Raw genomic sequence first — 13,399 nt, 5'->3', positions numbered from 1 at the left:
GCGTGGAGATTAGCAGGCTCGTTACAGAGGCTGACATCAACGCCAAGCTCGCGGAGCTCAAGGGCAAGGTTCCAACAGTCGTCATCAACGACCTCCGCGAGAAGCTCATAGCACGCAAGGACAACCTCACTTACGACCAGCTTGAGAAGATAATCCAGAAAGTCCTTGACACCTATGGAAGCCAGGCCACAAAGTACGAACAGCTCAACAAACGCGTTGATGAACTAGGCAAGAGGCTCACCGATCTGAGCCTTCAGTTGAGCAGGCTCGTTGAGACTCTCGAATCTGCGAAGTTCGATGTTCAAGAGAAGAAGGCTGAGAAGGTCTCCCAGAAAGTCGACGAAGTCCACGAGAAGATCGGGAAGCTTGAGGAACTCCTCGAAGGGGAGGAGAAAGAGGAAGTTCCTGAGGAACTCACCGAAAAGCTCGAGGAGCTCCACAGAAAGGTCGATGAGATTGCCGAGAAGGTCGAGGTTCAGACGGCAGCCGAGAAACTTGAAGAAGCCCAGGAGAAGCTGGAGGAGCTTCAGGCCAAGATAGAGGCCGGCGAAGAAATCAGTGAGGAGGAGCTTGCGGCCGCCGAACAGGCGGTTGCCGAGGCCCAAGCTGCAGCAGAGGAAGCCCCGGTGGAAGAAATAAGGGGCGTTGAGGAGGTAGAGGCTCCCACTGAAGAGACTGCCCCTGAGGAAGTTGAAGAGACTGAGGAAGTCCCAGGGGTGGAAGAAGTCGAGGTGCTTCCGGAAGAGATTGGAAACGTGGAGGAACTTCCCGAAGAGGCTCCGCAGGAAGGAATTGTTGGGGAAGTTGAGGCCGTCCCCGAGGTAGCCGAGGAAGTTTCGATTGAAGAGGTTCCCGCTCATGAGGTTAAACCTGAGGAAATCAAAAGGGAGGAAGGTGGTGTTGAGATGGCTGAGAAGATCCAGATCCCGGAGGACATCGCAAGCCTGCTCTTTGAGGAGGAGCCAAAGAAGGCACGCCTTGAAAAGCTCCCCGAGGACATCGTTTCCACCATGATAGCCCTTAAGTGGCTCGGATTCCTCATCGACAGGGTTGGTATCCAGAACCTTGAGAGAGTGCTTGAGTTTTACTATGAGATAGGCTGGATAAGTGAGGAAGTGCTCAACCAGCTCCTGCGCTATGCCAAGGGTACCAGGCCGCACCACAGGGACCCCGAGTGGAAGCCGGCCGAGAAGCTCACCGTCCAGGATCACCTCATAAGCTTGCTCTTCCTCGAGAGGCTCAGAGGACTCAAGATAAACAGGAACGTCCTAGACAAGCTTGAGCGCGAAATCAAGATGCTCGAAAAGACCCTCGACGAGTTTTACGGTATCTGAGGTGCAGGACTTCGGGGAGAGGGGGGCGGCCTATGGGATTCAGCGTATCAGCGAGTACGGCCATAATCTTTATTTCTTTTTTAATAGCCGCCAGCACCCTTTACACCGCGTGGGAAAACAGCTACTCCAACGTCCAGGCCGCCCGCGAGGACTGGTACGAGCTCAGGCTTTCTCAGGTTCATTTCGATGTTGGTGATGTAAGCATTACTGCGTCCGGTTCCTCTGATGTGAGCGTGTCTTTCAAGTATTTGGGTCAGACCATTAGTGGAACCGTTGTTGTACTTCATAATGGAACCTACGTGTCGTCCGTTAATCTTGGCTATCTGATACCAAACAATTATTACACCATTACGGTCACTGGGGGGGCTGATACCAGCGGTGCCATTAACTATGCCACGTTTGGATTTGACAACGGATGTATGCTGCTGGTTGAGTATTATTATGACTCAGCCAAATTGGCCTATATTGTGAACGGCTACTCGACCCAGTGTCCAATGGGGGTGAGCTGATGGCCGCAGGAGGGCCAGCGAGCGAGCTGATTATGTTCATTGTGGCTGTGATCGTTGCCGGCAGCGTCGCCGGCGGATTAGCTTATATCACCAACGACATAGCCCACGGCATGAACGACAGAGGGGCAATGCTGGCAGATCAGCTCAGGACCGACTTCTCCATCATAAATGACCCGAACAACATACCAGTAAGTGGAACTGGGCCCTACACGTATACGTTTTACATCAAGAACATAGGGAAGGAACCCTTTCCATTCACTGCCGATGCAGTTCAGGTGTTTATTGACGGGGATATGGTGCCCCCTGCGAACCTCACTTTCACCGATGTCTCTGGGAACACAATAACTACTCTCGGCCCCTACGAGGTCGGCGTGATAAAAGTCACCAAAGGTAGTCCCCTTACATCTGGACAGTACTACACCATCATGGTGGTTCTTGAAAACGGCAAGAGGCGCAGCCTGGTCTTCAAGGCCCCATGACGTCGGCGGCCTTTATCATCCTCGGGTAAAATAACGCGAGACGGTGGTGGTCATCTTGGTCGAGGAACTCCTCAAGATTGAGCTTAAGGGCGATGAGCTCCACAGGCGTCTCGGCGGGGGCATTCCCGCGGGCACCATCATGCTCGTCGAGGGTGACAGGGGTAGCGGTAAGTCCATATTTGTTCAGCGCCTTCTCTATGGCTTTCTCATGAACGGCTACACCGCCAGTTACATCTCAAGTCAGTACACTACCGTTGAGTACATAAAGCAGATGGAGTCCCTCGGTTATGGTATAATCCCCTTTCTAATCAGGAAGAAGCTCATGTTCGTCTCTCTTTACCCACTACTCACTGGTGTGAGTGAGAAGAGAAAGTTCTTTAGCAGACTCTTCGGGGAGCCCCGCCTCTGGGAGCCGGACATCATGATCATTGATTCATTCTCCTCCCTCTTCTCCCGCGAGCAGGACCCAAGCGCTGTCCGCGACTTCCTCCTCTACGTCAAGAAGATGGCCTCCCTCGGCAAGGTGATAATACTCACCGCCAATACCGAGGAAGTCGACAGGGATTCCCTCTTCGTCCTTGAGGAAGCCTCCACCATGCTGATAAGGCTCAGCGTTAAGGTCTTCGGTGGTGATCTCAAAAACTCGGCAACTATAGTCAAGTACAACAACGCCAAGGGCATATTCCAGAAGATTATCCCGTTCCGCGTGGAGCCGAAGGTTGGACTGATAGTAGAAATTGCGGCGGTGGTGTAATATGGCGCAGGCGTTCAGCGACACCTTTGAGGAAGCGATGGCGAGGAACCCGCATCTCAGAAAGTATGTTGACCAGTTCAGGCGTAAGTACGGTAAGTTGCCTGAGTTTCACGCCCAGCTCAGCAGGGACATGAAGGAAATCCTCTACCCCAACATACTCTACCCCGTCGGTGATCCGATATTCATCCACATCTACGGCGACCCTGCCACCGCCGAAAAGAAGTACATCGTCATAGAGCCCCGTATCGAAAGCAGGGAAGAGGAGCAAAAGTACAGCATGATCCGCGACAAGATACTGGAGCTGGCCCCATCGAGGGAGATACCGGAAGAGCAGGAGGAGTTCGAGCGCTTTCTTGATGCCCTCTTCGACGAGGCGGTGTTGGCCCTCATCAAGTCGAGCAAGGGCGGCCTCTTCAGCAGAGGACAGCGCTTCACGATCACCAAGGACGAGATGGAGAAGTTCCGCTACCTCATCAAGCGCGATATCATCGGAATTGGCCCCCTCGAGCCGATAGCCAGGGACCCCTATATTGAGGACATCCATATCATCGGTGCCAACAATGTCTCTCTTGTTCATAAAATATTCGAGATGATGCAGACCAACATAACCTTCGGCGACGACGTCAAGCTAGCCGACTACTTCAAGAACATATCTGAGCGCATCGGAAGGCCTGTAAGTGATAGAACGCCCATCGTTGACGGTGCTCTCCCAGACGGTTCCCGTATCAACATAATCTACTCACCGGACATATCCATCAAGGGCCCAAGCGCAACCATCCGTAAGTTCTCGGCAACTCCGATAAGCATTGTTCAACTGATAGCCTGGGGAACGCTGAGCGCCGAGGTTGCCGCCTACCTTTGGATAGCCCTCGAATACGGTATGAGTGTCTTTGTCTGTGGTGAAACAGCTTCCGGTAAGACTACGCTTTTGAACTCGATTATTCCCTTCATCAAACCTGGCTCAAAGATATACACTGCCGAGGATACGCCAGAGGTTCAGGTTCCGCATCCGGTGTGGCAGCGCCTTATAACCCGTGAGCGCGGTCCTGAGGAAAGCAGGGTTACGCTCTTTGACCTCCTAAAGGCGGCACTCCGTTCAAGGCCGAACTACATAATCGTCGGTGAGATCCGTGGCGCTGAGGGTGCCATCGCGTTCCAGGCCATGCAGACAGGCCATCCTGTCATGAGCACCTTCCACGCGGGTGACATTAAGAAGATGATACAGCGTTTCACTGGGCATCCGATCAACGTCCCGATAACATTCATTGACAACCTTAACATAGCAGTCTTCCAGCAGGCGGTCTATGTCAAGGGTAAGTTCCTTAGGAGGACCATCAACGTCGTCGAGATCGAGGGCTACTACGAGGAGCTCGGCGGTGTGGCCACAAGGAACGTCTTCGAGTGGGATCCAGTATCAGACAGGCACATCTTCCGTGGTTTCAACAACTCTTACATCTTAGAGAGGAAGATAGCCGAAATAGCGGGCTACGAGGACCCAAAGGAGATTTACAATGAGCTATTCCTACGTGCGAAGATCCTTCAGAGGATGGTCGAACTGGGTATAACAAACTACTGGGACGTCTACAGGGAGATCAAGGCATTCTACCAGCGCGGTATTGAGGGACTGAGCTTTAGAATCTGACGAGGTGAGGGTTATGAGTGACGGGAAGATCAGCATCTTCACTAAGGCAGACCTTGACATGGGGACATACCTAAGGAAAGTGCTCCTACCCTACATGGCCATCTCGGCAGCCATTTTTCTCGCCGTTGGAGTTATAACGACCTTCCTCTACATGCCCACTGCCCTTAAGGTTCTCATGTTCCTAATACCAGTTGTCCTCCTCGTTTACGCTGCTGCTTATCCTTACATCGTGGCCGATTCAAAGAGGATATCAATAAACTCAAAAATGCCGTACTTCATCACCTACTTCGCGGTTCTATCTACGAGCGAGATGGGCCGTGCCGACCTCATCGCGGTACTCTCCCACGACCCCAAGCTCGGCGCCATAGCGGACGAGCTGAAAAAGGTTCACACAATAGTCAACAGGCTCCACCTCTCTATGCCTGAAGCCTTCCGTTTCCTTGCGAGGAGAACTCCGAGCACGATGTTCGCTGACTTCCTTGACAGGCTAGCCTATTCCCTTGACAGTGGTGTTGACTTGAAAGATTACCTCTTTCAGGAGCAGCAGACGGTTATGGACGACTATCAAACCTTTTATGAGGGCGCGCTTTACGACCTTGACATCTTTAAGGAGATATATGAATCCATAATCATCTCGGTTGTGTTTATAGCCTCTTTTGTCATCATCGGCCCGATAATCACCGGCATGGATATTGCTACCATGGGACTCTACGCGGTCACGATGATCCTTGCGGCTGAGGTCGGTATACTCCTCGTCGTTAAGTTCAGAATGCCTGAAGACCCAATATGGGCAGACCGCAGAGGAATAGAAGACCCGCGCCGGAAGAGGATAAAAATGGCGGCGATTTATTCTGTTTTCGGCAGTATCATTGTGGCTCTTCTTTACTTGGCGGTTCTAAGGCCGCGCTACTCGATTCCTGAACCCTTCATCCTCGCTGGAGTGTTAACTCCGTTTTTCTACCTGGGCCACGTCGTCAATAGGGAAGAAGGGTCAATATTCAGGAAAGATGAGAACTTCCCAGCCTTTATTAGGAGCATGGGTTCATCCCTCGCTGCAAGCGGTGCTTCCCTTGTCCTCGTCCTTAAGTACCTCAGCGCCCACGACTTTGGTTCCCTTACACAGGATATCCGGGCTCTCTACAGACGCCTTGCCGTCCGCGTGGACAGGGACAGAGCATGGGACTTCTTCATAGCGGGGACCGGAAGCTGGCTCATCGGAATTTTCTCCGAGATATTCCGTGAGAGCCTCCGGATGGGTGCCGAGCCCGACTACGTTGGTCTGATCATAAGCAGGAACTTTGAGAGGCTCGTTCGTCTAAGGAGAAAGAGGCAGCAGAGCATAGCGAGCTTTGTAGGTATAATCTACGGTCTCACAGGCGCCTTTGCCTTCGCACTGGCGGCCTCCTTTCAGGTGGCGGTCTCGATAAGCCAGATGTTTTCTCAGATGGAGGTACCAACGGAGTACATAGGCGATATAATCCATGTCATCTCACCTTCAGGAATGAGGTTCCTCGTGTACTTGATGCTCGTTATGATGGTGCTCCACTCTCTCCTCTCGGGCTTGGTCATTAAGCTGGCCGACGGGGGTCACATCCTCGGTACTGTGAGGTACTTTGTAATACTTTCATGGATATTTGCCGTGGGAATGTACCTCGGCCAGACCCTTATGGCGAGGATGATGGGGATAAGCTCTGGTGGGGAAACTGCCCAGATCGCCTTTCACCTCTTGGGGGTGATACCGTGAGGAAGTTTATGGCTATTGCTGCGGTGATGATCCTCCTTTTTCCACTGATAGGGAGAGTAGGTGCTTCCTCCTTCACAGGCTGGATGAGTGTTCCCGGTGTTATAACTCTCGAGGACACCATCATAGAGCTGAGGGACGTCTCCTTTGATGACGGTTCGCTGATGGTGGTTCTGCTGAATGGTAGCACGTCAAATACTTTCATTGTTAAACTTGGGGAGAGTCTCACCTTTGGCCAGACTAGTCTCACGTATTTCCGTGTCCTTGCAAACAGTGAGTCGCTTGTGCTCATCAAAGTTAACTTCTCCCATGTTTTCCCGGGCCAGAACGTCACCTTTGTAGACTACACGATCTCAGTACTGTCCGTAGACAGCTCGGGAGCAAAGCTGAGGGTGAGTAAAGGCAACGAGTCGAAGGAGTTCACATCCTCTGACTTCACCTTTGGAGATATCCGCGTTAAGGTGTCTGCGTACCCCAAGATTTTTGAGGGATACCTGAAGCGGGGTCAGGACGTCAGTGCTTATGGCCATATCCTAACGTTCTCAAACGCCACCGTTGAGAACACAACCGGTGGATTCATTGAGACTGTTTTTTTCACCTATAAAAACAATACATATCCCATTGAGGTTGGAAAAGAGGCTAATGTAGGGGTCTTCCACGTTAAAGTTGAGGAACTCGTGGGTGTTGATTATGTGAAGGTCGTGGTTAACTTCATCGGTGCCTCTATTGACGTTGAAACGGTTCCTGATTTGACATTCATGCTTTCCCCAGGTCAGACCCAGAAAGTCGGGCCCTACATAATCAGCTACGACTATTACTTCGGTGGCGCCACTGTGTCACTCCGCAACTCATGTGGTGAAGTACTAAGAAGTGCCAAGCTTTCGGCAGATCCGATCTCAGCTCTCCTCTATTATGGTGGCGCCGCCGTGGGCCTTGAGAGTATAGCCAGCAACGGAACCGCGACTTTCTTTGCCATGGTGGATGAGACCAAGATACCTAGCGTGGACAAGGTTGCGAACCTGTTGATAAGCGTCTCCTCTGATGGCGGCAAGCAGTACGTCCCCATGACTGCAATGGTGACAGTTCAGAACACTGGTACCGTGGATCTCTCAAACGTTTCCCTGAAATTTGTCCCAGAGGGTGACGTCGAGATACTATCGGGGGAAGAATTGTTCCTTCAGAGGATCAGACCCAGTGAGAAAAAGACCTTTGAGGTCAAACTTCTCCCCCATCGCTCCGGCAGCCTCACCCTGGGACACGTTGAGGCTGAAGCAGTTGCCCCTTCCGAATTGGCTTGTGGGGGATACACAGTTCTGAATTTCCGCTCAAACGATCTCCAGGTTAGTATCGAACCGTCCAACATTTCGTATGAGCTGAGCGTTGAGGCCCCCAACCAGGTTCCTATATACCACCCTGCCCTAATTATGGTTACAGTTACCAACACGGGGGACGTTTCGGTTCCTGCAAACCTCACAGTAGCTCTGCCTCAGGGTGTTGCCGTTGGGCTAGATGATGCGTTCTCTTCTAGGGGAGACATTATGATCGCCCCCCTCTCCCTCCTTTCGGGCGAGAACGTTACCCTCAGCTTGAAGGCAATCCCGTACACCGAGGGGACAAAGGAATTCATCTTTCGGATTGAGACCCCATTTGGGATCATGGACTCAACAGTTCTTAATCTCGATGTAACTGTTTCCCAGGGAAACGAGACCACAGCTACTGTAATCGAAACCACTGCAGTTCCTTCCAATGGCACTGTGACTGTAACAGAGACGTACACCACGACGGAAACCCAGACTTTTGAGACTACTGTTACCAACGTTCAGACCGTTCCTTACACCCCGACGTCTGCAAAGGCTATGTGGGGTGTCTTGGGCTTTGTCCTGGGTGCCCTTGTCATCATAGCCCTTGCTTGGTACCAAGCCAAGAAAGTCTGAAGAGGAAGGGCAAGGTTGATACGCCCTTTCTCATATTTTCTCTCCGGTGATGTTGATGGAGGATGCTGATGTTCTTTGGTATCATACGGTGGAGAAACTTAAGAGGGAAGGCATAATCCGGAGCGAAAAGGTCAGGCAGGCTTTTCTGAAGGTCCCGAGGTATCTCTTCGTTCTTCCTGAGCATAAAAAGTGGGCGCACGTTGACGAACCGCTTCCCATTCCCGGCGGTCAGACGATAAGCGCCCCCCACATGGTCGCGATAATGCTCGAGCTTGCCGAACTTGAGGAAGGTATGAACGTTCTTGATATAGGTACCGGAAGCGGCTGGAACGCGGCTTTAGCAGCGGAGCTTGTTAAGACCGATGTCTATACCGTCGAGAGGATTCCGGAGCTTGTCGAGTTCGCGAGGAAAAACCTTGAAAAAGCTGGCTATGCCGATAGGGTTCACGTCATCATCGGCGATGGCACCAAAGGTTTCCCACCTAAAGCGCCCTACGACAGGATACTGGTCGCTGCTGGAGCACCAAATGTCCCAGAACCTCTCGTTGAACAGCTCAAGCCTGGAGGGAAGCTCATAATCCCCGTCGGGAGCTACCACCTTTGGCAGGAGTTGTACGAGGTAATAAAGCTTAAGGACGGAAGCGTGAAGGTCAAGCGGCACGGTGGAGTTGCCTTTGTGCCCCTCATCGGGGAGCACGGCTGGAAGGAGTAGGCTTTTAAGTCGTGATGAGTTTTTCCTCTGGTGGTATCATGGTGAGACTGATTGCCTTTGACCTTGAGGGAACGCTGGTCAAATCCGTCTCAAGCTGGGTAGAGCTTCACAAGAAGTTTGGAACCTGGGATAAGGGTAAGGAGTATGCTGAGCGCTTCTTCGCTGGGGAGTTTGATTACGCAACATGGGCAGAGCTCGACGCTTTGCTTTGGAAGGGCCATACAAAAGAGGAGATAATGGAGTGGGCTAACTCCGTGGAGTACATGGATGGTGCATGGGAGCTCATTGAATTTCTGAGGAAGAATAATTTCAAAATAGCAATACTAAGCAGCGGGCTGATGTGCCTTGCAAGGAGGATAGCCAGCGAGCTTGGCGTTGACTACGTCTTTGCCAACGAGCTGATTTTTGACGAGAACGGGGTTATTACTGGGGAGGTAAATCCTGCTGTGGATTTCCAGAGCAAGGGAAAAATTCTGGAGAACCTCAAGAAGGAGCTCGATCCTGAGCTGACGGTAGCAGTCGGCGACGGCTACAATGACCTCAGCATGTTCAGCGTTGCGGATGTCAGCATCGCCATAAACCCGCACGAGGGAGTCGAGGGAGACCACAACGTCGAGAGTCTGCATGAGGTCATGGAGATCATCAAGGAACTCCTTGGCTGATTTTCTATGCTTTTCTCGGGGTCGGTGAAGGGCGTGGTCATCACGACGCAGCGCGGCTTCAGCAAAGCAAAAGCTCGTCATCCCCCTGTCGGCCCGACCGGAACCCCCGCTTCACTCCTCAGCGGAGAGGGCGGGCAGCCGGGCCGATAGAGAGTTCGGCGAGGAGTTAAAAAGCATTACTAAAGCCCGGCTATTTTGAGCTGTATCCACCAGAAGATGTCGCCCCAGAAGTATGCTATCAGGAAGCCAATGAAGAGTGCGGGGGCAAATGGCATGGCCTTTTTCCTTAAAAAGCTGTTTTCGAGTTTCCCTTCCTCAACAAGGCGCTTGAGCTCCTCAATCTGCTCCTTCTTCAGCCCCTCTGCAGTGGGAGATGCTATGACCCTGCCGTAGTTAGGTTTGAGCAGTTCGAGGTTGGCTGTCAAGATGGCAGTCTTCATGCGCGTGAATGGATCCGTTCTGTCCCTTCCAATCATTCCGTCCTTCTCGAATATAGTCTCGCCTAAGATATCCCACTCTTCCAGCTCCTCAACTGGAATCTCCTCCATAAGAACCTCGGTGCGCATGAACTTTACGGTCGAGAGGAACACCTTAAAGAGGTATATCGTGGTGAGCAGTCTGACGAAGATCCAGAGAACCCTTTCTGGGTCGAGGTAGATGAGGTAGCCGAGGACGATGAACCCGAGTACGTCTCCGATTTTCCCTGCCTTTCCGAGGAGAATTATGATGACAACGGTTGTCAGCCACCAGAGGATGCCGCCAAGCGCTATTCCAATAGTCTCGTAGAGGACTATCTGCAATCCCAGCGCCGCGGTTATCCAGAGTGCCACTTCAACTGTGAGCCTTGCTCCACTGGTGAGTATCTCCTTCAGCTCGGCGAACTTTTTCCTGACAATCAGCACTCCCAGAGAGTAGAGGAATATGAAGGGGAATATCGCGATGATGCTGTTGAGGAGTATGGAGATGGGGTAGAGCGGATAGTTCAAGGCATATGGCGGGATTAGGGAGGCCGTTGATGGGGGATATGGCAGCAGGGCGGAGAAACCCGCCAGTATTACAACGTCTCCGCTCGCCCAAGCGCCGAGGAAGTATAGAACAAGGCCCAGGACAAGCCCGATGAAGAAACCGATAAGCCCTGAGAGCGCAAGCATGGTGTTGTGCTCAACGAAGAAACCCCTGTAGAGGTAGTAAACTATGCCCAGACCAGCTATCGGAAATACATGGAGGTCGTCGATAAAGCCGGTCTTCATGTCAGTGTACGAGGTAGCTACTCCCATAACCAGCCCCAGAATGAGTGGAACGTAGTCCATAATCCCACCTCAAAGGTCTTCGAGAATCTGCTTTCTGACCTGAGTGGTGTAATTAGATATTGCCTCGTTGAGGTTCTTCGTTCCGTTGAGCACGACTCTAGCCGCCATGACTACGAGCACGAGCACAGCGGCCAGCATGAAAAGGTACTCAATCGCGCTCTGGGCTTTTCTTATCATCTCTCACACCTAAACTATCTGCGGCGCTAAAGGATTTAAAAGTTTCCATCGGCTAAGCTTTTAAGCGGAGCGAAAAATGGAAGCGTGGTGAAAATGAAGGTTTACAGACTTCGCGTGAGAGACGAATACCTCGACTACATCAAGTCCGGAGAGAAGAGAATAGAGGTTAGGGTGGCATATCCCCAGCTGAGGAACATAAAACCGGGTGACAAGATACTCTTCAACAACGAAGTTCCTGCCGTTGTTACGGGAGTGAAGCGCTACGAGACGTTCAGACAGGTTCTCCGCGAGGAGCAGATTAAGAAGATATTCCCTGATGAGCCGAGCTTTGAAAGGGCCCTTAAGAGGTTCCACAACATGTACCCCAAGTGGAAGGAGAACAGGTATGGGGTAATAGCCATAAGGTTCAAGCTGATCGGCGAGGGGTGAGTCATGAAGCACCTCGAGTTCGACGGTAAATACGCCGATTTAATCCTCAAGGGCAAGAAAAGAGCCACAGTGAGGTTGGGCAGAAGACCAAACCTCCAGTCCGGCGACGAAGTGCTCATCCACTCAGGTGGCTACGCTATAGCAAAGGCCGTAATCGAGAGGGTCGAAAGCAAGACAGTTGGGGAGCTCACAGATGAGGACGCTTTTCTCGACGGATTTTCAAGCAGGGAGGAGCTGATTAAAGCTTTGAAGGAGCACTACAGGTACGTGAACGATGATTCAAAGGCCCACGTGATAGTATTCCGCATCGTTGAGCGCTTTGATAAGCCGGTTACCTCATCTGACTACGCCTACGAGGGGAACCTGCCGATTGAGATAGCCGAGATGGCCCTGAAGCATCTTGACCTTCCTGAGGGGGACAGAAAGCTCATTGAGCTCTTCCTTCAGGCGGGCAGTCTAAGGAAAGCTGCCTACAGACTTGGAGGTTTGAACAAGCGCTATCTGATAAGAGACGCGTTGAGGAGGGCCTACGAAGAGCTGAAAAAAAGGGGCCTCATGGGGCCGAAGCTCTGACGCTCTCGAACATGCTCACTTTAACTCCTTCTCCTTCACTGTTCTTGACGGCGGAGAGCTTTACCGGAATGAGCTTGAAGGTTCCTCCGTGAATAAGCCTTCTAAGCTTCCTCTCAAACTCCTCGGCTTCCTTCTCGCTCATGAACTCTACTTTCGCTATGAAGTCGTACTCCCCGTAGAGCCAGTAACCTTCGACGGGGAGCTTCTCTAAAACCTCGTCCCGGACACCCCAGACGAGGAGTATTGCTTCGATTTTGCTCACCCCCCTTCCCTTTCCCCTTTGTGCTCTACCCATTGATAAAAGCCTTTCCAAAGTTTTTCTGTCATCGAGGCAAGTTCGTGAAAACTTTTCGATTAAAAGTTGTCGTTGTGCCAAGGGAACGGTTTTAACGTCCCTTTCTAAATTCCTGCGGTGGTAAAGATGCTCAGAGCGGTCTTCTTCGATTTCGTCGGCACGCTTATAACAAAGGAGGGGGAAAACGTAACCCACCAACGCATCGTTGGGGATGTTCTCAGAAGGGCCGGCAGGGAAGATTTGGACGTCGTTAAAGTCTGGGGGGAGTACGAGGCTGAAAGCTCGGCTCTCTTCAAGGAGCTCGCCGGAAAGCCCTACGTTAAGATAAGGGACGTCGACACCGAGGCCATGCGGAAGGTTGCCGAGCGCTACGGCTTCTCCGTTCCCGAGGATTTCTGGGAGATAAGCATCGCCATGCACGAAAAATACGGAAAACTCTTCGACGATGCCGTTGAAACGATTAAGGTCCTGAAAGACCTTGGCCTCCATGTTGGCATTATAACCGACTCTGACAACGACTACATCGAGGCTCACCTTAAGGCTCTCGGCATCTACGAGCTCTTCGACAGCATAACGACCAGCGAGGACGCTGGCTACTACAAGCCTCATCCTAGGCCCTTCCAGCTTGCCCTGGAGAAGGCGGGAGTTAAAGCCGAGGAGGCCATTTACGTCGGCGATAATCCGGCAAAGGACTGCGTCGGAGCGAAAAGCGTCGGCATGATTAGCGTCCTGCTCGACCCGAGTGGGACAAAGCGTGAGCTCTGGGAGAACTGCGATTTTGTCGTCTCAAAGCTTGGAGAGGTCGTCGAGATAGCCAGGGGCATGCTCGAGAAATGAGAAAGGGGTCG

The 13,399-nt window shown here is 52.0% G+C and carries 15 protein-coding genes; 12 read left to right on the top strand and 3 right to left on the bottom strand.

Features of this window, described 5'->3' with window-relative positions; genetic code table 11:
- The first annotated feature begins 2 nt into the window (after nt 1-2).
- The 9 genes from TON_RS05990 to TON_RS05950 are packed head-to-tail and all read left to right on the top strand — an operon-like array spanning nt 3 to nt 9,767.
- The gene (locus tag TON_RS05990) at nt 3-1,334 is read left to right on the top strand and encodes a FlaD/FlaE family flagellar protein (protein ID WP_012572143.1); all 1,332 of its coding nucleotides are present in this window, start codon (nt 3-5) and stop codon (nt 1,332-1,334) included.
- 32 nt (nt 1,335-1,366) lie between these two features.
- Complete coding sequence (locus TON_RS05985; protein WP_012572142.1) at nt 1,367-1,843, top strand: flagellar protein; 477 nt, start codon at nt 1,367-1,369, stop codon at nt 1,841-1,843.
- A complete protein-coding gene (locus TON_RS05980; protein ID WP_012572141.1) occupies nt 1,843-2,322 on the top strand; it encodes a flagellar protein G in 480 nt (159 codons plus the stop codon). The genes TON_RS05985 and TON_RS05980 overlap by 1 nt, the downstream gene beginning before the upstream one ends.
- Nucleotides 2,323-2,377: 55 nt before the next feature.
- Complete coding sequence (locus TON_RS05975; RefSeq protein WP_012572140.1) at nt 2,378-3,076, top strand: ATPase domain-containing protein; 699 nt, start codon at nt 2,378-2,380, stop codon at nt 3,074-3,076.
- A 1-nt stretch (nt 3,077) separates the two neighbouring features.
- The gene (locus TON_RS05970; RefSeq protein WP_012572139.1) at nt 3,078-4,718 is read left to right on the top strand and encodes a type II/IV secretion system ATPase subunit; all 1,641 of its coding nucleotides are present in this window, start codon (nt 3,078-3,080) and stop codon (nt 4,716-4,718) included.
- 13 nt (nt 4,719-4,731) lie between these two features.
- The gene (flaJ, locus tag TON_RS05965; protein ID WP_012572138.1) at nt 4,732-6,462 is read left to right on the top strand and encodes an archaellar assembly protein FlaJ; all 1,731 of its coding nucleotides are present in this window, start codon (nt 4,732-4,734) and stop codon (nt 6,460-6,462) included.
- A 26-nt stretch (nt 6,463-6,488) separates the two neighbouring features.
- Entirely contained in the window at nt 6,489-8,393 is a 1,905-nt protein-coding gene (locus TON_RS05960; RefSeq protein WP_148202371.1) for a hypothetical protein, read from the top strand.
- 49 nt (nt 8,394-8,442) lie between these two features.
- On the top strand, nt 8,443-9,105 hold the full coding sequence (locus TON_RS05955) for a protein-L-isoaspartate(D-aspartate) O-methyltransferase (protein ID WP_012572136.1): 663 nt from the start codon (nt 8,443-8,445) through the stop codon (nt 9,103-9,105).
- 38 nt (nt 9,106-9,143) lie between these two features.
- Nucleotides 9,144-9,767 carry an HAD-IB family phosphatase gene (locus tag TON_RS05950; RefSeq protein ID WP_012572135.1) on the top strand — a complete coding sequence of 208 codons (624 nt, stop codon included), beginning with the start codon at nt 9,144-9,146 and terminating at the stop codon, nt 9,765-9,767.
- Nucleotides 9,768-9,946: 179 nt separating this feature from the next.
- Here the strand turns inward: TON_RS05950 and TON_RS05945 are convergent, their stop codons facing one another.
- The gene (locus TON_RS05945) at nt 9,947-11,077 is read right to left on the bottom strand and encodes an A24 family peptidase C-terminal domain-containing protein (protein ID WP_012572134.1); all 1,131 of its coding nucleotides are present in this window, start codon (nt 11,075-11,077) and stop codon (nt 9,947-9,949) included.
- Nucleotides 11,078-11,086: 9 nt separating this feature from the next.
- Nucleotides 11,087-11,254: a class III signal peptide-containing protein gene (locus tag TON_RS10280; protein ID WP_012572133.1), complete on the bottom strand. Its 168-nt coding sequence runs from the start codon at nt 11,252-11,254 to the stop codon at nt 11,087-11,089.
- A 93-nt stretch (nt 11,255-11,347) separates the two neighbouring features.
- Between TON_RS10280 and TON_RS05940 the strand changes: the two genes are divergently transcribed.
- Nucleotides 11,348-11,683 (top strand): ASCH domain-containing protein, encoded by a 336-nt coding sequence (locus TON_RS05940; protein WP_012572132.1) that lies wholly within the window; start codon nt 11,348-11,350, stop codon nt 11,681-11,683.
- A gap of 3 nt (nt 11,684-11,686) precedes the next feature.
- Nucleotides 11,687-12,256, top strand: a complete 570-nt coding sequence (locus TON_RS05935) for an ASCH domain-containing protein (protein WP_012572131.1) — start codon at nt 11,687-11,689, stop codon at nt 12,254-12,256.
- Here the strand turns inward: TON_RS05935 and TON_RS05930 are convergent.
- Nucleotides 12,237-12,518, bottom strand: coding sequence for a hypothetical protein (locus TON_RS05930; protein ID WP_167711489.1), 282 nt, complete (start codon nt 12,516-12,518; stop codon nt 12,237-12,239). The two genes, TON_RS05935 and TON_RS05930, sit on opposite strands and share 20 nt — an antisense overlap.
- A 159-nt stretch (nt 12,519-12,677) precedes the next feature.
- On the opposite strand from TON_RS05930, the gene TON_RS05925 reads away from it, so the two are divergent.
- Nucleotides 12,678-13,388 carry a TIGR02253 family HAD-type hydrolase gene (locus tag TON_RS05925; protein ID WP_012572129.1) on the top strand — a complete coding sequence of 237 codons (711 nt, stop codon included), beginning with the start codon at nt 12,678-12,680 and terminating at the stop codon, nt 13,386-13,388.
- Nucleotides 13,389-13,399: the final 11 nt, after the last annotated feature.

Origin of the sequence: Thermococcus onnurineus NA1, assembly GCF_000018365.1 — an archaeon.
Taxonomy (GTDB): Archaea; Methanobacteriota_B; Thermococci; order Thermococcales; family Thermococcaceae; genus Thermococcus; species Thermococcus onnurineus.
Note: the sequence above shows the minus strand (reverse complement) of the source record. Positions and strands in the feature narration are given on the sequence as shown.